This window comes from Prauserella shujinwangii, from assembly GCF_003001955.1.
Lineage (GTDB): Bacteria > Actinomycetota > Actinomycetes > Mycobacteriales > Pseudonocardiaceae > Qaidamihabitans > Qaidamihabitans shujinwangii.
Window position 1 is genome coordinate 278,932 of sequence record NZ_PVNH01000001.1, and the last position, 19,248, is coordinate 298,179.

The 19,248-nt window shown below is 73.3% G+C and carries 19 protein-coding genes and 1 CRISPR repeat array; of the genes, 6 read left to right on the plus strand and 13 right to left on the minus strand.

Annotated elements, in window-relative coordinates; genetic code table 11:
• The first annotated feature begins 36 nt into the window (after window positions 1–36).
• Window positions 37–1,014, plus strand: coding sequence for a zinc-dependent alcohol dehydrogenase (locus tag B0I33_RS01235; protein ID WP_106176613.1), 978 nt, complete (start codon window positions 37–39; stop codon window positions 1,012–1,014).
• Window positions 1,007–1,726 carry a creatininase family protein gene (locus tag B0I33_RS01240; RefSeq protein ID WP_106176614.1) on the plus strand — a complete coding sequence of 240 codons (720 nt, stop codon included), beginning with the start codon at window positions 1,007–1,009 and terminating at the stop codon, window positions 1,724–1,726. The genes B0I33_RS01235 and B0I33_RS01240 overlap by 8 nt, the downstream gene beginning before the upstream one ends.
• Here B0I33_RS01240 and B0I33_RS01245 read toward each other — a convergent pair.
• The 4 genes from B0I33_RS01245 to B0I33_RS01260 are packed head-to-tail and all read right to left on the minus strand — an operon-like array spanning window position 1,637 to window position 4,870.
• Window positions 1,637–2,611, minus strand: a complete 975-nt coding sequence (locus B0I33_RS01245) for a lysylphosphatidylglycerol synthase domain-containing protein (protein WP_245900380.1) — start codon at window positions 2,609–2,611, stop codon at window positions 1,637–1,639. The two genes, B0I33_RS01240 and B0I33_RS01245, sit on opposite strands and share 90 nt — an antisense overlap.
• Window positions 2,608–3,408 carry a methyltransferase domain-containing protein gene (locus B0I33_RS01250; protein WP_219927106.1) on the minus strand — a complete coding sequence of 267 codons (801 nt, stop codon included), beginning with the start codon at window positions 3,406–3,408 and terminating at the stop codon, window positions 2,608–2,610. Before B0I33_RS01250 ends, B0I33_RS01245 begins: the two co-directional genes overlap by 4 nt.
• Window positions 3,405–4,475, minus strand: coding sequence for a glycosyltransferase family 4 protein (locus B0I33_RS01255; RefSeq protein ID WP_106176616.1), 1,071 nt, complete (start codon window positions 4,473–4,475; stop codon window positions 3,405–3,407). The genes B0I33_RS01250 and B0I33_RS01255 overlap by 4 nt, the downstream gene beginning before the upstream one ends.
• A complete protein-coding gene (locus B0I33_RS01260) occupies window positions 4,472–4,870 on the minus strand; it encodes a 6-pyruvoyl trahydropterin synthase family protein (RefSeq protein WP_106176985.1) in 399 nt (132 codons plus the stop codon). The genes B0I33_RS01255 and B0I33_RS01260 overlap by 4 nt, the downstream gene beginning before the upstream one ends.
• Window positions 4,871–4,940: 70 nt before the next feature.
• On the opposite strand from B0I33_RS01260, the gene B0I33_RS01265 reads away from it, so the two are divergent.
• The 3 genes from B0I33_RS01265 to B0I33_RS01275 all read left to right on the plus strand — a co-directional run bounded on the left by B0I33_RS01265 (window position 4,941) and on the right by B0I33_RS01275 (window position 7,891).
• Window positions 4,941–5,585: a GTP cyclohydrolase II gene (locus B0I33_RS01265; protein WP_106176617.1), complete on the plus strand. Its 645-nt coding sequence runs from the start codon at window positions 4,941–4,943 to the stop codon at window positions 5,583–5,585.
• A 101-nt stretch (window positions 5,586–5,686) separates the two neighbouring features.
• A CRISPR array of direct repeats spans window positions 5,687–6,141; the repeat unit is 28 nt; unit sequence GTGCTCCCCGCGCACGCGGGGATGATCC.
• Between the two features lie 884 nt (window positions 6,142–7,025).
• Window positions 7,026–7,655 (plus strand): TetR/AcrR family transcriptional regulator, encoded by a 630-nt coding sequence (locus B0I33_RS01270; RefSeq protein ID WP_245900381.1) that lies wholly within the window; start codon window positions 7,026–7,028, stop codon window positions 7,653–7,655.
• Window positions 7,652–7,891, plus strand: a complete 240-nt coding sequence (locus B0I33_RS01275) for a hypothetical protein (RefSeq protein ID WP_146147435.1) — start codon at window positions 7,652–7,654, stop codon at window positions 7,889–7,891. The genes B0I33_RS01270 and B0I33_RS01275 overlap by 4 nt, the downstream gene beginning before the upstream one ends.
• Before the next feature lie 133 nt (window positions 7,892–8,024).
• Here B0I33_RS01275 and istB read toward each other — a convergent pair whose 3' ends face one another.
• From istB to B0I33_RS01290, 3 genes are all read right to left on the minus strand, one after another.
• Window positions 8,025–8,780, minus strand: coding sequence for an IS21-like element helper ATPase IstB (gene istB / locus B0I33_RS01280; protein ID WP_085977988.1), 756 nt, complete (start codon window positions 8,778–8,780; stop codon window positions 8,025–8,027).
• 53 nt (window positions 8,781–8,833) lie between these two features.
• On the minus strand, window positions 8,834–10,090 hold the full coding sequence (gene istA, locus B0I33_RS01285) for an IS21 family transposase (RefSeq protein ID WP_425440429.1): 1,257 nt from the start codon (window positions 10,088–10,090) through the stop codon (window positions 8,834–8,836).
• Between the two features lie 1,019 nt (window positions 10,091–11,109).
• Window positions 11,110–11,928 carry a lysophospholipid acyltransferase family protein gene (locus tag B0I33_RS01290; RefSeq protein WP_106176621.1) on the minus strand — a complete coding sequence of 273 codons (819 nt, stop codon included), beginning with the start codon at window positions 11,926–11,928 and terminating at the stop codon, window positions 11,110–11,112.
• Window positions 11,929–12,055: 127 nt separating this feature from the next.
• Here B0I33_RS01290 and B0I33_RS01295 point away from each other — a divergent pair, with 127 nt between their 5' ends.
• The gene (locus B0I33_RS01295; RefSeq protein ID WP_106176622.1) at window positions 12,056–14,584 is read left to right on the plus strand and encodes a DNA translocase FtsK; all 2,529 of its coding nucleotides are present in this window, start codon (window positions 12,056–12,058) and stop codon (window positions 14,582–14,584) included.
• A gap of 69 nt (window positions 14,585–14,653) precedes the next feature.
• Here B0I33_RS01295 and B0I33_RS01300 read toward each other — a convergent pair whose 3' ends face one another.
• From B0I33_RS01300 to B0I33_RS01320, 6 genes are all read right to left on the minus strand, one after another.
• Window positions 14,654–15,079, minus strand: a complete 426-nt coding sequence (locus B0I33_RS01300; RefSeq protein WP_106176987.1) for a phospholipase — start codon at window positions 15,077–15,079, stop codon at window positions 14,654–14,656.
• A 118-nt stretch (window positions 15,080–15,197) separates the two neighbouring features.
• Window positions 15,198–15,929, minus strand: a complete 732-nt coding sequence (locus B0I33_RS01305) for a nitroreductase family protein (protein WP_181193134.1) — start codon at window positions 15,927–15,929, stop codon at window positions 15,198–15,200.
• 5 nt (window positions 15,930–15,934) lie between these two features.
• On the minus strand, window positions 15,935–17,152 hold the full coding sequence (locus tag B0I33_RS01310) for a YcaO-like family protein (RefSeq protein ID WP_219927107.1): 1,218 nt from the start codon (window positions 17,150–17,152) through the stop codon (window positions 15,935–15,937).
• On the minus strand, window positions 17,149–17,679 hold the full coding sequence (locus B0I33_RS29810) for a hypothetical protein (RefSeq protein WP_181193136.1): 531 nt from the start codon (window positions 17,677–17,679) through the stop codon (window positions 17,149–17,151). Before B0I33_RS29810 ends, B0I33_RS01310 begins: the two co-directional genes overlap by 4 nt.
• The gene (locus tag B0I33_RS01315) at window positions 17,676–18,455 is read right to left on the minus strand and encodes a hypothetical protein (protein WP_106176625.1); all 780 of its coding nucleotides are present in this window, start codon (window positions 18,453–18,455) and stop codon (window positions 17,676–17,678) included. Before B0I33_RS01315 ends, B0I33_RS29810 begins: the two co-directional genes overlap by 4 nt.
• Window positions 18,452–19,219: a MerR family transcriptional regulator gene (locus B0I33_RS01320; protein ID WP_106176626.1), complete on the minus strand. Its 768-nt coding sequence runs from the start codon at window positions 19,217–19,219 to the stop codon at window positions 18,452–18,454. Before B0I33_RS01320 ends, B0I33_RS01315 begins: the two co-directional genes overlap by 4 nt.
• Window positions 19,220–19,248 lie beyond the last annotated feature (29 nt).

Genomic DNA, 19,248 nt, shown 5'->3' on the forward strand with positions numbered 1-19,248 from the left:
GGAGTGACACGGGCGAGCGACCGGGGAGGTTCACGGGTGACACGGGCGGCGAGGGCGTTCTGGATCACCGCGGCCGGGCGCGGCGAGCTCCGCTCGGGCACCCTGCCCGAGCCGGGACCGGGCGACGTGCTGGTCCGCACGCTGTTCTCGGGCATCAGCCGGGGCACCGAGCTGCTCGTGCTCGGCGGGCGGGTGCCCGCCAGCCAGCACGACGTGATGCGCGCGCCGTTCCAGGAGGGCGACTTCCCGTGGCCGGTCAAGTACGGCTACCTCAACGTCGGCGTGGTCGAGCACGGCCCGCCGCACCTGCGTGGCCGGACCGTGTTCTGCCTCTACCCGCACCAGACGCACTACGTGGTGCCCGCCGACGCCGTGACCCCGGTGCCGGACGCGGTGCCGCCGGAGCGCGCCGTCCTCGCCGGCACCGTGGAGACGGCGGTGAACGCGGCCTGGGACGCGGCGCCGCGGGTCGGCGACCGGATCGCGGTCGTCGGCGGCGGGATGGTGGGCTGTGCCGTGGCCGCGGTGCTGGCCGGGCTCCCCGGCGCCCGGGTCGAGCTGGTCGACACCGACCCGGCCCGCGCGGCCGTCGCCGCCGCGCTCGGTGTCGGCTTCGCCCCGCCGGAGCAGGCGCGCGGCGGTTGCGATCGCGTGTTCCACGCCAGCGCCACCGAGCGCGGGCTCGTGCGGTCCCTGGAGCTGCTGGCCGCCGAGGGCGAGGTCATCGAGCTCAGCTGGTACGGCGACCGGCGGGTCGGGCTGCCGCTGGGCGAGTCGTTCCACTCGCGCAGGCTCCGCGTGCGCGGCAGCCAGGTGGGCACCGTCGCCCGCCCGGACCGCACCGCCGCCGAACGGCTGGCGCTGGCGCTCGACCTGCTCGCCGACCCGGCCTTCGACGTGCTCCTCACCGGCGAGAGCCCGTTCGCCGAGCTCCCGGACGTGCTGCCCCGGCTGGCCTCCGGCGAGCCGCCCGGCCTGTGCCACCGCGTTGACTACCGTGCCGAGCATGACTGACCCGTTCCTGCTTCCCCGCACGACCACGGTCGAGGAGAGGCAGCGCCGGGCGGCGACCGCGCTGCTGCCCGTCGGCAGCCTCGAACAGCACGGCCCGCACCTCCCGCTGGTCACCGACACGGTGATCGCGTGCACGATCGCCGCGGAGATCGCCGCCGCCCACCCGGTCCGGCTGCTGCCGCCGGTGACGATCTCGTGCTCCCACGAGCACGCCGCCTGGCCCGGCACCGTCAGCATCTCCGCGGCCACGCTGCACGCGGTGGTCCGCGACGTCGCGGAATCCCTGCGCCGCTCCGGCGTGCCCCACCTGGTCGTGGTCAACGGGCACGGCGGGAACTACGTGCTGGCCAACGTCGTGCAGGAGGCGATGGGCGCGATGGCGCTGTTCCCCGGCGGGGGCGACTGGGCGGACGCGCGGGCCGCCGCGGGCATCGAGACCCCGTCCGCCAGCGACATGCACGCGGGGGAGGTGGAGACCTCCGTGCTCCTGCACGCGCACCCGGACCTGGTTCGCCCCGGTTACGGCACCGCCGACCGGATCGCCGACGACCGGCGGCACCTGCTCACCACCGGCCTGCGCCCGTACACCGAGTCGGGGGTCGTCGGCCGCCCGTCCCGCGCGTCAGCGGGCAAGGGCGGGAAGCTGCTCGCCGCGCTGGTCGCGTCGTTCGGCGCCCACCTCGCGGCGCTGGAGGGCGCGGCCCCGCAGTAGCGGCACCGCTCCGGGCAGGGCGGCGACCAGGGCCAGGGTCCCGTAGACCACGGCGACGGTGAGCCCGTGGGCGGCGGCCGTCCCGGCGGCACCGAAGGCCATCGCGAGGAAGGCCTCGCGCGGTCCCCAGCCGCCGACGTTGACCGGCAGCGCCATCACCAGCAACGCCAGGACACCCAGCGGGAGCAGCCGCGGGAGCGGCAGCGGTGAGCCCGCGGCGTGCGCCGCGACGAGGAACAGGGCCAGGTGCCCGGCCAGCGCCGCCGCGGACAGCAGCACCAGCCGTGGCACGGCGGACCGGGTGAGCACCGCCGTGCGGGCGTCCGCCCAGCTCCGCGCCAGCACGGGGCGCAGCGTCCTGAACCGGGCGGCGAGCACGGCGACCGCTCCGGCCAGCACCGCCAGCAGCACCAGCGCGCCGCCGAGCCCGGGCAGGAGCGCGGCGACGAGCGCGGGGGCACCGAGCAGCGCCACGGCGCCGGCGGCGGCGAGCACCAGCTGGCCCGCGCACCGTTCCAGGACGACGGCGCGCACCCCGCGCTCCACATCACCGGAGCGCCTGCCGTGGTCCCACGCGCGGTGCGCGTCGCCGAGCACACCGGCGGGGAGCACCGCGTTGAGCAGGGTCGCGCGGTAGTAGTCGGACACGGCGCCGCGCATCGGCAGCGGAAGGCCGAGACCGCGCGCGACGACACACCAGCGGGCCGCGCTGGCCACGGTGGTCAGCAGCCCGATACCGAGCGCCGCGAGCACCGAGGCGGCGTCGATCGCGCGGAGCCCGGCGACGACGGCGCCGGTGCCGAACCGCCAGCCGAGCCCGGCGAGGAGGGCGACCGCCGCGAGCGTGCGCAGCCACGGCAGCCACGCCTGGCAGCGCCGGATCACGGCGCACCCGGCAGGGCGAGGAGATCGGCGTGCCACACCGAGACCCGGAACGGGGCGCCGAGCCTGCGCCGCAGGTAGGCGGGCGCCTCCGGGGCGAGCTCGGGGCGCTGCTCGCACGCGGTGCCCACCCAGTCCCGCAGCCACCACCGGGTCAGCTCCGGCCGCCGGGGGCCCAGCCACCACGGGCTCGGGGAGGTCAGGACGGTGCCGCCGAGGTCCTCGAACGCGCCGGTCGCGATCGGGACGGCGTCCGGGCCGAGCAGGCGGCGACCGCTCGTGCGGCGCCGCTGGTGCTCGTCGAACGCGGCGGCGAACTCCGCGTCGAGCGGCTCGGCGGGGTCGAACTCGACCCGGCCGGTGACCGAGAGGGTCAGCAGCGCGGGGCAGCCTGCGGCCGTGCACGCCGCGGCGAGCGACCGCACCTCCTTCGCGGTGAGCAGGTCCAGCAGCGCGGAGGCGGTCACCAGGTCCGTCCCCGCCAGGTCGTCCGCGCGCAGCGCGGTGAGGTCGCCCTCGCGTGGTTCGGTCGTGCGGCCCGGCCCGGCCAGCGCCGCCGCGGCCCGGGCGAGCAGCGCGGGGTCGTGGTCGTGCAGGATCCAGTGCTGCGGGCCGTCGAGCCGCGCGGAGAGCCATCGTCCCATCGAACCGGTGCCACATCCCAGATCACGAACGACCAGGGGGGTCCGGTTCAGTCGCCGGTCCCGCAGCGCCCGCCGCAGCGGTTCCAGCAGCTCCGCGGAGCGGGCCTCGGCGTCGGCGCCCTCACGCAGGGCGAGCCATTCCGGCGCGAAACTCATTCCCGGACTCCCTCCAGCACACGAGCCATGCCCTGGACACACACGTCCCATCCGGTGAGTGAGTTCCGGCGCGCCACCGCCGCGTCCCGCAGCCGCCGCCGGAGCGCGGCGTCGGTGAGCCAGCGCCGCAGCCCGTCGGCGAGCGCCCCGGCGTCACCCGGGGGCACCAGGAGCCCCGGCAGCTCGCCGCCGGGAACCCGGCCCAGCGCGTCCGGGATGCCGCCCACGTCCGAGGCCAGCACCGGCACGGCACGCGCGAGTGCTTCGGTCACGACCATGCCGTAGGTCTCCGCGTGCGACGGCAGCACCAGCAGGTCGGCCGCCGCGTAGGTCCGGTCGAGCGGTGGTCCGGTACGTGGGCCGGTGAGCCGCATCCGGTCACCCAGCCCGTGCCGCGCGATCGCCGCGCGCAGCCGCGTGACGAAGCCGGGGTCCCGGTCGAGTGAGCCGACGCAGTCGCAGGTCCACGGCAGGTCCGCGATCGTGGCGAGCGCGGTGGCCAGCACGTCATGGCCCTTGCGGGGCGTCACCGACGCCACGCAGACCAGCCGGGACCCGCCGTCGGTGCCGGGCGCGGGCGGCGCCGGGTCGGTTCCCGGCGGCACCGTGTGGACGGTGCCCGGGGGCAGGCCGTGCCGCCGGACCAGCTCGCGCGCGGCCCACGGGCCGGTCACCACGATCGCGCGCGCGGCGTGCAGGCAGCGCCGCTCCGCCGTGTCCAGCTCCGCGACCACCCCGGGCGGGAGCCCGGTCTCGACCGCGAGCGGCAGGTGCACCAGCACGACCAGGCGGAGCCGCCGCGCGTGCGGGACGAGCACGCCGGGTGCGGCACAGCCCACGAGCCCGTCGGCGAGCACCACCGCGCCGTCCGGGATCCCGGCGAGGGTACGGGCGAGTTCGGCGTGCGCGGCCGCGCCGGGCCGGGGCCACGCGCCCGGCACGGCCGCCTCGTGCACCGGGACGCCCAGCTCCCGCAGGCCCCGGACGACACGCTGGTCGTAGACGTCGCCGCCGCTGGGCGCGGCAGCGTCGCCGACGTCGCCGGGCAGGACGGCGTGCACCCTCACAGCGCGCGTTCGTAGCTGCCGGACGCGACGTGCGACTCGTGCAGCGTCACCCGGATCGACGCCAGCCCGAGGGCGCCCTCGCCGAGCGCGCCCGAGCGCACCCGCTCGGCCAGCCGGTCGGCGATGTAGCGCGCCAGGAACTCGGTGGTCGTGTTGACCCCGGCCAGCGCGGGCACCTCGTCGAGGTTGCGGTAGTTGATCTCGCCGAGCACGTCGTGCAGCTGCTCGGTGGCGAGTCCGATGTCGACGACGATGTTGTCGGCATCGAGCTCGGCCCGGGTGAACGTCGCGTCCACCACGAACGTGGCTCCGTGCAGACGTTGCGCGGGACCGAACACCTCGCCCCGGAAACTGTGCGCCACCATGACGTGGTCACGGACTGTGATGCTGAACAGATCGTCCTCCCGGTGTGGTGGAATCCGGCACGGTTTTCGGTCGAGCGTACGCAGGCGATGAGGAGGCCGGATGTACGAGCAGGCGCTGAGCCAGGACGATGTCGCGGAGTCCGAACTGGTCACCCGCAGGGGCAGGTTCCGGGCGGTCGCCTTCCGGGCCGGGGGATATGAGCACATGGCCCTCGTGCACGGGGATCCGGTCGGGACCGACCGGGTGCTCGTGCGCATCCACTCGGAATGTCTCACCGGTGACCTCTTCGGTGCCCTGCGGTGCGAGTGCGGGGAGCAGCTGTCCGCGGCGCTCGACGCGATCGTGCGCGAGGGCAGCGGGGTGCTCGTGTACCTCAGGGGGCACGAGGGCCGGGGGATCGGGCTGGTCGCGAAGGTGCGCACGCACGTCCTGCAGGACGAGGAGGGTCTGGACACCCTCGACTCCGCGACCACCCTCGGCCTGCCCGTCGACATCCGCGACTACTCCCCGGCGGCCGCGGTGCTCCGGTACCTCGGCGTGCGCTCGGTGCGGCTGATGTCCAACAACCCCGACAAGATCGCGGCGCTGGAGTCCGGCGGGCTGCCGGTGGTGGCCCGGGTGCCGCTGCTCGTCCCGGCCAACGACCACAACATCGGCTACCTGACCGCGAAACGTGACCGGCTGGGCCACGACCTGCCGCAGGTCGGCCTGTTCCCGCAGCACTGCACCCGGGCGGCGGAGTGAGCGGGTCCCTCCGTTTGCGGTACTGGGGAAGGGGGTGCTGGGGCGCTCGGAAAGTGAAGGAGAATCCGGGTTGGTCGCGGTAACGTTGCAGGTCAAGAAGTGTGCTCCCCGCGCACGCGGGGATGATCCGGTGGGTGGCGCCCTGCCTTCAGAGACGGCGCTGTGCTCCCCGCGCACGCGGGGATGATCCCGAGTGGTACCTGGATGGGGTTCTGCACACCATGTGCTCCCCGCGCACGCGGGGATGATCCACCGTCGACAGCGGAGAGACCAGAGAGCCGGCGGTGCTCCCCGCGCACGCGGGGATGATCCCACCTACAAGTCCAGGAAGCGTTAGCCCTTCTTGTGCTCCCCGCGCACGCGGGGATGATCCGCCGACTGGCAGGCCCGCGTCATGGACACCGCCGTGCTCCCCGCGCACGCGGGGATGATCCGAGGCGTTCGAGGTCGCGGGAGGCTCGGCGTCGGTGCTCCCCGCGCACGCGGGGATGATCCCGACCACAGTAGTTGACGAAACGCGGCCGACGCGTGCTCCCCGCGCACGCGGGGATGATCCGGGGAGCGCGACGGTGTCGACGGCCGGGAGCTGGTGCTCCCCGTGTATGCGGGCGGTTCGTGGCGGCGCGGTGGCGTACGCGACAACGAGGATGTCGCCCCGTTCTCTACGCGGGACTTCGGTCAGTGCGAAGACAAGAGCGGTCACACCGGCAACGCTGGTTTGCAGTCCCGGTCAGGTCCAAGCAGAGCCCGCGAGGTGGGCTGTTGTGTGATAACGGAACGAGCGCGGACGGCGGTCGGGATGTTGATGAGCAGGCACCTACGCCGGTCGAGGTGGTAGGTGAGCGAGCCGCCGAGCAACAATCCGAGGACGCTTCCAGCTCTGGTGAGCGCGCCGTAGACACCCAAGGCCGCTCCTCGTTCGCGTGGCGTTGTGAAGGTCGCGATTGCGACGGGGTCAAGAAGTGCGGCGGAGACTCCTCGCGCGGCACGGCCAGCAGCGCGCAATCGGGCCTGGCCGACCAGGCTTCAGACGAACGCACGGTGCGCACCGAACGCGAGCGCACAGGCGGAAATGACCGAGGTCCGCGAGTCGTCGCTTATGCCCAGGCTGATCTGGAGAGGGGATGACGCGATCGTCACCACCGTGGATCCAGCGCGACCATGCGCTGGGCCAGCCCGGCTGTGGCCAGGACCAACCGTTGACGGTTCGACGCAGTCGACACAGGCTCAGCGCCGCCAAAGATTAACGGTGTTACGTTGCCTGAACACCGTAATAGGATGGTGGGTATGAGAGCCACTGGATTGGACGGGCCCGCTGACGAGCGGCCAGAGGCCGGCGTGGCGCAGCGTTTCGCGACGGCCGCGTCCTCGGGGACGGTCTGGCTGAGGAAAGAGCATGATCGCGCTCGACGCGCTGCGCCTCTGACCCGGGAGCAGATCGTGGAGGTGGCGGTGGCGTTGCTGGACAAGTCCGGGACAGGCGGACTGACCATGCGTCGGCTTGCCCAAGAGCTGGAGGTCACGCCGACGGCGCTGTACTGGCATGTGAACACCAAGGACGACGTGCTCGACCTTGCCTTGGACCGGATTTTCGCGGAGGTGCGAATCCCTGAGCAGACGGACGACTGGCGGGCCGACGTTCGCACCCTCGTCAGTCGTTGGCGCGAGGTGATGCTGACCCATCCCTGGGCACCGGCGCTGATCGGCCGCCCCATGTTGGGGCCTAACGTGCTGGCCCGCACCGAGTTCCTGCAGGCTTCGCTCGCCCACGGTGGCCTGAGCGAGTGTGAGCTGACCGTGCGGACCCGGCTGTTGGCCAACTTCGTCATCGGATCCGCACTGACCGAGGCCACCTGGCGTCAGGCCGGCGACCCCGCGCTGCGCACCAGGGCCCGGGACCTCATCACGGCAGATCCCGGCCGATACCCGACTCTGATCGCATCGGGACACCTCGACGAGCAGCGCTGGAGCGACGCGGACCTGTTCGAGCGCGGGCTCGATGCACTGCTGGCCGACACCGGACTGGCGACCCCTGCACCGCCACCGGCCCACCCAACAGACAGGACTTGAACGACATGCCGCTGAAACGTACCGAAATCACCGCCGAGAGCCGGGAGGAAGCCCGCCGACTACTGGCGCTTTACCGCAAGGGCGGACATGACCAGGCACTCGAGGCCGAAGTCACCAACGACGTCGTCAAGCACGGGTTCACGCCCCGCGGCCGTCCCAGGCTGGCGGGGAGTACCAATGGCAATCCTCCGATCCTGTTCTTCGACACCGACGTCTATCCCGACGTCAGCGCCTGACTCCCCCGCGGCGCGGCTCGTCACACATCCCACCTGGGAAGGATCTGCGGACGACCGGTACCGGCCGCGGCGTGTGTCAACGGACGCAGAAAACTGACCCCGTGCGGTTCCGGGAAAGTTGACCCCCTTGGGGTTAGTCGTGTTTGGCGCGGTTGTCTTTGGCGAGTAGTTCGCGGCGTTGCCGTGTGCGGTAGGAGTCGCCGGTGAGGGTGAGGACCTCGGCGTGGTGGACGAGCCGGTCGATCATGGCGGCGGCGACGACGTCGTCGGAGAACGTTTCGCCCCAGCGTCCGAAGGGCAGGTTTGAGGTAACCATGATCGAGCCTTGTTCGTAGCGGGAGGCGACGAGCTGGAAGAACAGGTTGGCTGCGTCCTGGTCGAAGGGGATGTAGCCGACCTCGTCGACGATGATCAGTTTGTAGCGACGGATCTTCTTCAGCTCGGCCTCCAGTTGGCCGGCGTGGTGTGCGGCGGACAGCCTGGCGATCCAGTTGCTGGCGGTGTCGAACAGCACCGAGTAGCCGGCGTGGCAGGCCTTGACGCCCAGTCCGATGGCCAGGTGTGTCTTGCCGATGCCGGGCGGGCCCAGCAGGATGACGTTCTCGGCCTTGGCGACGAAGGTGGTGGTGGCCAGGTGCGCGAGCACGTCGCGGCGCAGCGACGGCAGGTGGTCGAGGTTGAAGTCCTCCAGGGTTTTGACCTGCGGGAAGTGCGCGGTGCGGATGCGCATGATGGTGCCTTTGGACTCCCGGTCGGCGACCTGGCGCTGCAGGAGCGCGGCGAGGTACTCCTCGTGCGACCAGTTCTCGTCGCGGGCCTGGGCGGCCAGTTCTTCCCAGAACGCGCCGATGGTGGGTGTCTTCAGCACCCGGGTGAGGTAGGCGATCATCGAGGGCAGGCCGTCCTTCGGCCCGGCGACGGGTGCCGCCGTGGTGGTTGTGGTCACTCGTTCCTCGCTTTCGTCACTGGTGCGGACGGGTTGAAGTCGACGCCGAACAGGGCGTCGTAGTCCGGCAGGGCCCGCAGCATGACGGCGTGGCCGTCGGCATGGTGGCGGGTAGCTGCCTGACGTCGTTGCCGATCCTCGGCCAGTGCCTGGCGCATCTGCTGCGCGGTGGCGGCGTGGCCCGGGTCGGTGACCACGCCGTGTTTGGCCCAGGACCGCTCGTGGCGGGCCACGACCTGCCCGTCACAGACCACCGTCACTTCCCGCAGGGAGGCGGTCACGTCCACGAACCGGCCGATGCACCGCGGATCGACGGAGTAGTCAACGGTGTCGACACGCACGTGGTAGTCACGCGGCAGCCGCACTCGATGGGTCAGGCCGATCGGTGGGGCGACCGGTGGCAGCGGCAGCATCGCTTGGTAGTCCACCTCCAGCAGATCCACCGGGCGTCCCTGGATCGAGCGCACGGTGCGGGTGTTGGCCCGGGCCAGCCACTCGGTGAGCTGCTCGTTGAAGTCCGCTGGCGAGCCGAACGTCCGGCCGGGCAGGAACGAGGTCTCCAGGAATCCGTTGTGGCGCTCCACCATGCCCTTGAACTCCGGATCACGCGGCGGCGCCAACCGGATCTGGGTGGCCAGCGTGCCGGCGAACGCCGCTGCCGGTGTGCTGACCCGCCCGCCACCACCGATCGCGGACTCCCGGTCCCACAACAGCGTCTTGGTCACCCGGCCGATCCCGCAGATCAGCGCCCACATCCCCGAGAGGATGTCGCCGGCCTGCCGGGACGGGATCATCGTCGCGGCCATGAACCGGGAAAACGCCAGCGTCATCACCAGCACCGGCAGCATCCGCTGCTGGCCCGGCCCGACCGGGATCCGCGGCGCGGGAAACCACAGGTCGCACTGGGTCAGCAGGCCCGGCTGGTAGGTCACCCGGTCCACCGGATCGATACCCACGTACTCCGGGCGGATGCGTGCCAGCAGCTTCTTCAACGGCCCTTCCGAGTACGGCCAGCCGATCCGCTGCGAGATCACCGGCGTCGGCATCCTCGGCCACTCCCGCAACAGCGCACGAATCTGCGGCTCGTACGCGTCAGCCACCGAACCACGGCGCGCCCGTTGGTACTTCGGCGGCCCGTCCGACCGCAGCGCCGCCCGCACCGTGTTACGCGCCACCCCCAGCCGCCGCGCGATCTCCTTGATCGGCACACCCTCCGCCCGATACAAGCGGCGGATCTCAGCCCAATCCTCCAACTTCAGCACCCTCCAAGATCTAGGAGGGGGTCAACTTTCGGAGTACCACAGGGGGTCAGTTTTCAGGATCCGGCGACAGGCGTGAATTTGGGCAGACGAATTCGCCACCGGGAACCGGCCACGGCCGGACCAGCCACCAAAATGGGCGCCCTGACTCGGTCATCGCATCACAGGCAATGCACGGAACGACCGATGCTGACGGCAGGGGGCTGCTGATGGAATCTGTGACAGTGGTTTAGGCCGCCGGGGTGGCGGCCTGGCTTCGTATTCGATGGGGGTCACGGAGGCGCTTGCAGCGCACGGAGCGCGAGCTTGCCCAGGCGATCCGCAGCCAGAAGGAGTCCGAAGAGAAGCCAGGCTGCGACTGCCAGGCCCTCCAGCCGAAGTGGATGCTGCGCATGCCGCGCCGAGCAGGATCGCGCATAGTGGCGTATGACCGAAAGCCGATGGGGCCTACAGGTTCATCCTCAGGCCCTGAGTTCGCTGACGATCCATCCTGACAGGCGACGCAATACGCGTGAAAGCAAGCCTGTGATCGGCCCCAGAGTCGGGGGGCCGACCGCGATCGTCGCTGCGAAAGGGCCGATTTCTGGGACGGTGTCGAGGGCCGATGAGGCCTCCGGTGACGAGGCCCGCGAGAAGGCCAGTCAGAGGTGGATACGACCCGTCATCGCGTTACCTTCGGTGGGTGCGTTCAGGTGCGGGCGAAGGGTAGGTACCCGGTTCGCGTGCGAGCACTGCTCGAGGACGACGGGCAGCCTTCTCGCACGATCACGGCGCGGCTTCCCATGGCTTGCCCTGGCATGGGGAGGGCGGAAGGCTGGCCGGGCGGCCGTCACCTTGCGACGCTGGGAACCGGCATCGAGGCGCCAACGTGCTCGCGTCGGCGGCTTCCCTCCGCATCCGTGCGGGCAGGCTCGTCCAGGCCGGTCCGGATCCATCGGCGCTGAGGTGAATCCAGGGATCGGACGGTCACCGGCCTCGTGAGTGGCGACCGTGGTTCTAACCACGGTCGCCACTCACGAGGGGCGCCAGGGGCTGCGGGTGTCGGTCGGCCGGGTGGGGTCGTGGAAGCGGGGCCGGTCCGGTTCGTCGCGGCGCAGTGGCGCCAGCCCGGCGGTGATCGCACGCATGATCTCGGCGTGTGCCTTCACGGCGTCGCCCGCCTTGCCCGCGCGGAACGCCGACAGGTCGACCGGCTCGCCGAAGTGCACCCGGAACGTGGGCCTGCGCAGCGGCGCCGTGAACCCGGAGCGGGCCAGCGGCACGATGTCGGACAGCCCGCGCACGGTCTCCGTGCCCCAGTACACCGCCTCGTGCGCGCCCCACTGGCTGATCGGCACCACCGGCACGTCCGCCGCCAGCGCCAGCCGGGCGGCGCCCGTCTTGCCGCGCTCGGGCCACAGCCCGGGGTCGTGGCTGATCCGGCCCTCGGGGTAGACGATGATCGGCGCCCGGGTGGACCGCAGCGCCTCGACGGCCTGCCCGAACTGCTCCACGGCCGACGCCGAACCGCGGTCGACCCGCAGGTGCCCGCTGGCGCGCAGGGCCGGGCCGATCAGCGGGGCGTCCAGCAGGCCACCCGCCAGCAGGAACCGCGGCGACAGCCCGATCCGGCGGCACGCGGCCATCAGCACGAACGCGTCGAACACCCCGATGTGGTTGGCGGCCATGAGCAGCGGCCGCCCGCGCAGCTCGCCGGGCACGCCACCGCTCACCCGCAGGTTCCCGGCCAGCCCGACCAGCCCCTGGTCGAGGGCCAGCATCGTTCGCCAGACCAGTGGAACGTGCTCGTCCCGGCGTGTCGCCCTGCCGTCGTCGTGGTACAGCGCCACCATGGCGCAACAGCATGTCACGCGGCGGGGTGACGCCGTCGCGGGCTCCGGCAAAACGCGGTGACGGATGTTTCACCCGTGCCGTGAGTGGCGCACGTGATTCCTGCGCCAGGACGGTTACCGTAGAGATATGGCGAGCGGGTCGACGACAAAGGGGAGAAGCACGGCACGCGGTGGCGGCAGAGGCGGCAGCTCCGGACGGGGCTCCGGCCGCTCCCGGCCGCCCTCGTCCCGCACCTCCCCGCGCAAGTCCACCGCCCGCAAGCCGGCCGCGCGCAAGCCCGCCCGCCGCCCGCGCCGGTCGTCCGGCGGGGCGTTCGGCCGGACCGTCCGCGGCGGCTGGAACCTGGTCGCCAAGGGCGTCGGCTCGCTGGCCCGCACCGTGGGGCGCACCCGGGAGCTGGAACCCGAGCACCGCCGCGACGGCGTCGCTCTCGGCCTGATCGCGCTGGGCCTGGTGACCGCGGTCGGCGTGCTCTGGCGGGCCGCGGGCCCCGTCGGCGACTGGGTCACGATCGGCACCCGCAGCGTGCTCGGCGCGGGCGCGGTGGCGCTGCCGCTGGCGCTCGTCGTCGCGGCCGTCGCGCTGATGCGCTCGGAGCCGCGCCCGGACACCCGGCCGCGCATGGTGATCGGCACGCTGCTGGTCACCCTCGCCCTGCTCGGCCTGCTGCACCTGTTCAACGGCAGGCCGCAGGTGCTCGACGACCAGATGTACGCGGGCGGCTGGCTCGGCTGGTTCTCCGGCGAGTTGCTGGCCAGGGGCGTGACCGTGTGGGTCGCCGTGCCCCTGCTCGTGCTCATCCTCGGCTACGGCGTCCTGGTGTTCACCGGCACGCCGGTGCGCCAGATCCCGCAGCGGCTCCGCGAGTGGGGCGCCGACCCGGAGGACCTCGACGACGCCGTCGCGGAGCCGGAGCCCGCGCGCGACGACATCACCAGCACCGACCCGGCCACGGCGCGCCTGCGCAAACCGTCCCGGCGCAGGCAGGCCAGCACCGTCCAGGACGGCGAGGCGGACGGCGCCGCGCCCACCGCGGCGGCCGTCCCCGCGGCCGCCGTCCCGGCCGACCCGGTGCCCGAGGAGACCGCCGAACCGGCTCCGCGCAAGGGGCGGGGCAAGTCCGAGCCCGCGCTGTCGGTCACCCGCACCGTCGAGGGCGACTACGACCTGCCGCCACCGGACCTGCTGACCCCGGGGGACGCGCCGAAGACCCGCAGCAAGGCCAACGACACGATGATCGAGGCCATCACCGGCGTCCTCGAGCAGTTCAACATCGACGCGCAGGTCACCGGCTTCACCCGGGGCCCCACCGTGACGCGGTACGAGGTCGAGCTCGGCCCCGGCGTGAAGGTCGAGAAGATCACCGCGCTGACCAAGAACATCGCCTACGCCGCGGCCACCGAGAACGTGCGGCTGCTCGCGCCCATCCCCGGCAAGTCCGCCGTGGGGATCGAGGTGCCCAACTCCGACCGGGAGATGGTGCGGCTCGGCGACGTGCTGCGGTCGTCCGCCGCGGCCAAGGACAACCACCCGATGGTGATCGGCCTCGGCAAGGACATCGAGGGCCACTTCGTCACCGCCAACCTGACGAAGATGCCGCACCTGCTGGTGGCGGGGTCCACCGGCTCCGGTAAGTCCAGCTTCGTCAACTCGATGCTGGTGTCGCTGCTCGCCAGGGCCACCCCGGACGAGTGCCGGATGATCCTCATCGACCCGAAGATGGTCGAGCTGACGCCGTACGAGGGCATCCCGCACCTGATCACGCCCATCATCACCCAGCCGAAGAAGGCCGCCGCCGCGCTGGCCTGGCTGGTGGAGGAGATGGAGCAGCGCTACCAGGACATGCAGGCCAACCGGGTGCGGCACATCGACGACTTCAACCGCAAGGTGCGCTCGGGCGAGATCACCGCGCCACCGGGCAGCGAGCGCGAGTACCGGCCGTACCCGTACATCATGGCCATCGTCGACGAGCTCGCGGACCTGATGATGACCGCGCCGCGCGACGTCGAGGACGCGATCGTGCGGATCACCCAGAAGGCCAGGGCCGCGGGCATCCACCTGGTGCTGGCCACCCAGCGGCCGTCGGTGGACGTGGTCACCGGCCTGATCAAGACCAACGTGCCGTCGCGGCTGGCGTTCGCCACGTCGTCGCTCACCGACTCGCGGGTCATCCTCGACCAGCCCGGCGCCGAGAAGCTGATCGGCATGGGCGACGCCCTGTACCTGCCGATGGGGGCGGGCAAGCCGGTCCGCATCCAGGGCTCCTTCGTCAGCGACGAGGAGATCTCGTCGATCGTCAACTTCACCAAGGAGCAGGCGCAGCCGGACTACACCGAGGGCGTCACCGCCGCCAAGGCCGGGGAGAAGAAGGAGATCGACCCGGACATCGGCGACGACCTGGACGTGCTGCTGCAGGCCGCCGAGCTGGTGGTCACCTCGCAGTTCGGCTCCACCTCGATGCTGCAGCGCAAGCTGCGGGTCGGCTTCGCGAAGGCGGGCAGGTTGATGGACCTGCTGGAGACGCGCGGCATCGTCGGCCCCTCCGAGGGATCGAAGGCGCGGGACGTGCTCATCAAGCCGGAGGACCTGAACTCGGTGCTGACCATGATCCGCGGCGGCGATCCCGGCGAAGCGGCCGGGGGCGAGGAGGGCTGACGACTGTCCTGAGTGGCTCGTTACTGACGAAATTCGTCAGTAACGAGCCACTCAGGACAGTCGGGCTCGCTAGCTGGCGCCGAACTGGCGGACCGCCTGGTAGTAGGTCCAGGCGGCGCTGTCGCACTGCCAGCGGCCCGCGCAGATGGTCTTCATGTCGGAGTAGAAGTTGTCGTCGATCCGCTTGCGGTTGGCCTCGGTGAACCGGCCCTGGTCCTTGTAGTTGCGGTAGCCGAAGTCGTGCCGGTGACACGCGCGGGTGAAGTCGTAGCCCAGCGGCTTGTCCGGCGACCACGAGCACGCGTCGGACGACCAGTCGAGCACGTCGTCGTACGGCGTGGTGGTCCGGAGCTGCGCGAACTGGGACAGCGAGACCTCGTACAGGTATCTGTCGGTGATCGTCACCTCGTCGACGGCCGGGGCGGTTCCGGCGCCGAGAAACAGGCTCGCGGCCACGGCGACGGTGGCGGTGGTTCCACGGACGGTGCGGCGCAGGGTGGACGCGGTCACGGGTTGCTCCCTCGCTGATCGACATGGGCAGGGGTGGATCAGCGTGGCGTGCCGGGCTCCGGTGCCACCACCTCCGAAAGGCGGACACCGCGTGAACAGTCGCCTACGGAGCGGTACCGCCCGCGAGCGCCACGGCGAGGCGCGCCCCGGTGCCGGCCAGGCCGAGCAGGGCGAGCACCGGGCGGTCGGCGGCACCGCCGAGGAGGTAGCCGCCCAGCCCGTCGGCCGCGAGCCGCAGGGCCACCGACTGCGCCGCGGCACCGGCCTCGATCAGCCCGAACCGGCCACCCCGCTCGCCGTACTTGGCGAGCAGCGCGGCGTCCGCCAGCACGAACACGAGCACGAACTGCGGGGCGCCCGCCCCGGGCGAGGCGCCGAGCAGCGGGCCGAGTTCGGGCCACGGCGGGCACGGGCCCACGTCCTGCAGCGCGTGCCGGTCCGGCTCGTGGCGGCACACCCGGCCGGACAGCGGGTGCCGCACGGCGAGCAGCAGCGGGTAGCACCGCACCGCGTGGCACCCGCCCGCCGCGGGATGTCCCCGGCCGCCGCCGTCGGCGGCCAGCGCGGACAGCGCGGAGCCGAGCGCGGGCCACGGCAGCGGGCCCGCCCCGAACGTCCGCACACTGCGCCTGCGCCGGAGGAGCCGGGCCAGCCGGTCGCGCGGCCGGCGCAGCGCGTGGTAGCGCCCCGGCAGTTCGAACGGGTCGGGCGCCGGTCCGTCCGGGCGGTACGCGGCGAGCGTCCCGGCGAGCCTGCGCTGGGTGAGCGGGGTGACGCGGCTGGCCGTCCAGAAGTCCTCGAACGGCGAGGGCCCGACCCGGTCTCCGGTGTCCACAGTGGTCAGCCCAGCGGGTGCGGGTCGGGGTTCGGGAACGGCGTGTGGCCTGCCGCGCCGGGGAAGCGCCGCGCGAGGTCGGGACAGGTGCCACCCAGGTGCGGCCAGCGGTGGTCGGCGTGCAGGGGCACCAGTTCCGGTGACAGCACGCGCACCGCGCGGATCCCCGTGGCGGCGAGCTCGGGCGTGGTCAGCTCGCGGTAGGCGAGCCGGATCCCGGCCGCGGTGAGCGCCCCGGTGAGCTCGGCGAGTTCCGCGGCGGCGCCGGTGCCCGCCGCGGCCGAGCGGCCCGGCGCGGACCGCTCCGGGCCCCGCCACCAGGGCAGCGCCGCCCAGCGGTCCGGGCGCCCGGTGTAGAAGGCGGCGTGCCGGTCGAAGCCGGTCACGTCGTGCGGTTCCAGCGGGGCGCTGCCGTGCTCGGCCAGCCACACCGAGAGGAACACGGTGCCCTGGCACCACTCCCGCCACGCCTTCGCCAGTGCCTCCGCCGGATCGGCGCGGCAGGCCAGGCCGAGCGTGGCCCGCTCGCGCCCGCCGAGGGGGAGCGTGCCCGCCACCGCGAGCACCGGGTGCGGGCTGTACGCCGGGGTGAGGTCCAGGGCCGCGATCGTGCCGCCGAGCCGCCGCACCGGTGCGGCGAGGTCCTCCGGGACGGGCACCCGGGCCGGGGCGAGGCCGTGCAGCCAGGCCACGGTGAACGCGTCCCGCTCGACGAGTTCCTGCGTGGCCCGCAGCAGCGCGCGCACGACGGACGTCTCCGCCGCCAGGCCCGACGACGTCGCGGGGAGGCCCGGCTCGGGACGCAGGCCGACGAGCCCGGCGGGCACCCACACCTCCGTGTTGCCGGGCAGCGTCCACGCCAGGGTCGCACCGGGGTCGCGGTAGCCGGGGTGCGGGAAGCCGCGCCGGGCCCGCTGCGCCGCGCTGTGCAGGCTGAACTCGCCGAGTCGCCAGCACGGTGCGCCCGGCGGCGCCTGGTCGCCCGACAGCGGGAACCGCCCGGCCGCGTACCGTTCGAGGGCTTCGGCGAGGGCGGCCGTCCGCGCGCCGCCGTCGTCGGGCGCCGCGCCCCCGGAGGTGCCGCCGTGGCCGAACGGCTCGGCGACGGCGGCCCAGCCCGCCAGCGGGACATCGGCCACGCCGCGCGGGACCGCGCGCAGCTCCGCCACCACCCCCTGACGCCAGCCCACGGCCCGCTCCAGCAGGGTGGCCCGCGCGGTCACGGTCGCCGCCGGTACGCGCGCAGGAGGCACCGCGGCACCAGGACGAGCGCGGCGAGGTAGGCGATGCCGAGCACGAGGTGCAGGCCGGTCAGGAACACCGGCAGCAACACGAGGAACTCGGCGATGAACGCCGCCGCCCAGAGCACGACGCGGCCCGCGCTGTGCCACGGCCTTCGCGATCCGCCGAGCGCGGCGAACACCAGCGCCGTGCCCGCGGCGATCGGCAGGGCGAGCTGCAGGACGGTCATCGGCTCGAGGTCCCTCCCGAGGAGGTATCCGACGACGATCGTCAGCGCGGGCAACGCGCCGAGCAGGACCGCCGCGAGCCGGGCGCGGGCCCCCGGCGGGTTCCCCTCCCGTTCGGCGCGGACGTCCTTCGCGAAGCCCGCGGGCAGCGCGACGGTGGCGCCCACCGTGGACACCGCGCAGCAGCAACAGCAACAGCAGCACGAGCACGTCGGCGTCGCGGCGGCGGCGCGGGTCGCGCCGGGGGTGAAGGCGTCGGGCAGGCGCAGCGGCGCGGTCATCGGTCCTCCCACGGCAGGGTGGCGGGCCCGGCGGGCAGCGCAGGGCAGACGGGGCAGCCCGCGGCGGGCAGCACGGTCTCGGCCGTGCTGGTCAGCTCGTCGGTGTGCACGGTCACCACCCGTTCCAGCAGCGCGAGCGAGCCGGACTCCAGCCTGCCGACCGCGTGCCGGGCCAGCGCGGCCGCGAACTCCGGCGCGGTGGTCACGGCGGGCTCCGGTGGCGGCGGGGGATCGCCCCACCGGCGGCCGGTGCGCACCGCGAGGCACGCCAGGCAGGCGCTCCCGCCGGGCACGACGAGCGGCCCCAGCGACACCGTGTGGTGGCAGGCGAGGTCGAGCAGCAGGTGCGGCCCGGTGAGCTCAGCGGCGAGCCCGGCCAGTTCGCGCAGGGTGGCGGTGGTGCGCACGACGAGCGTCAGGCCGGGCTCGGCGGGCGCCGGGAACGCCGCCGCGAGCGCGTCCCGCAACGCGGTGCCCCCTGCGCCCAGCACGCGCACGGCCACGGCGAGCGAGCGGGGCCGCTCCGGGGTGGGCAGGACGGCGGGGCGCAGCGCGCCCAGCGAGCGCAGGTGCCGCACCACGGGGGCCAGCTCGTCGGGCAGCAGGCCGGGTTCGGCCGGGTTCCGCGCGGCGGAGGCGAACCACGACACCAGCGCGGTGACGTGCGTCCTCGGCAGGTCGGGGACGAGGTAGGCGAGGTCGGCCCCCGCGTACAGCAGCAGGCCGTCGTCGTGGGCGTCGACGCGCCAGGCCGGGTCGGCCAGCACGGCGCTCATCCGGCCTCCTCGCCCGCCGGGAACAGCGCACCGTGCTCGCCGCCCGGGACGAGACCGTGCCGCCCGGCGAACTCCTCGGCGGCGGCCCGGATCGACTCCCGCAGGCTGCCGAGCACCACCTCCTCCGCGGTGCGGTCCAGCTGGAGCAGCAGGTCCCGCACCTGCCGCAGCCGGTCGTCGTCGACCGTGCCGCGCTCCAGTTCCGGCCACAGCCGCTGCTCGAAGAGGGCGACGAAGTCCGCCGCGATCATCCGGGTGTGCTCGCGCAACCGGTCGAACCGGTCGAGCACCTCGTCGGCGGGTACACCGAGCCGGGCGAGCCGCAGCCCGCTGTCGAGCGCCCAGCGCCGGGCCTGCGGCCGTCCCCGGCGCCAGCGGACCAGGCCGAGCCGGGTGGCGCGGCGCAGCAGAGCGGGCCGGAGCTCCCGCGCCGGGACGAGCGCCGCGAGGTCGCGCAGCCGGACGGGAACCCAGTCGTCGGGCTCCCTGTCGTCGAGCCCGAGCACGGCGGCGACGCTCGCGCCACGCTCGCGCGCCGCGAGCAGCTCGGCGATCGCCGAGTGGGAGAACCCTCGTCGCTGCAGGCTCTGGACGAGGCGGAGCCGGTCCAGGTGCCCGGTGTCGTAGCTGGCGGTACGGCCGTGCCGGACGGGCGGGTGTAACAGCCCCTTCGTCTGGTACAGCCGGATCGTGCTCGTGGGCAGCCCGGCCTCCGCGGCCAGCTGCTCGATCGACAGCCGCGGGGCGGCATCTCCGGTGGGCACGAGCCGATCCTGCGCACCGCGACTCGATG

Coding starts and splice junctions, on each gene's coding strand:
- B0I33_RS01315 (WP_106176625.1), bottom strand. CDS start 18,455: ATGAGCGCCGTGCTGGCCGACCCGGCCTGGCGCGTCGACGCCCACGAC.
- B0I33_RS01240 (WP_106176614.1), top strand. CDS start 1,007: ATGACTGACCCGTTCCTGCTTCCCCGCACGACCACGGTCGAGGAGAGG.
- B0I33_RS01265 (WP_106176617.1), top strand. CDS start 4,941: ATGTACGAGCAGGCGCTGAGCCAGGACGATGTCGCGGAGTCCGAACTG.
- B0I33_RS01295 (WP_106176622.1), top strand. CDS start 12,056: ATGGCGAGCGGGTCGACGACAAAGGGGAGAAGCACGGCACGCGGTGGC.
- istB (WP_085977988.1), bottom strand. CDS start 8,780: ATGATCGCCTACCTCACCCGGGTGCTGAAGACACCCACCATCGGCGCG.
- B0I33_RS01290 (WP_106176621.1), bottom strand. CDS start 11,928: ATGGTGGCGCTGTACCACGACGACGGCAGGGCGACACGCCGGGACGAG.
- B0I33_RS01250 (WP_219927106.1), bottom strand. CDS start 3,408: ATGAGTTTCGCGCCGGAATGGCTCGCCCTGCGTGAGGGCGCCGACGCC.
- B0I33_RS29810 (WP_181193136.1), bottom strand. CDS start 17,679: ATGACCGCGCCGCTGCGCCTGCCCGACGCCTTCACCCCCGGCGCGACC.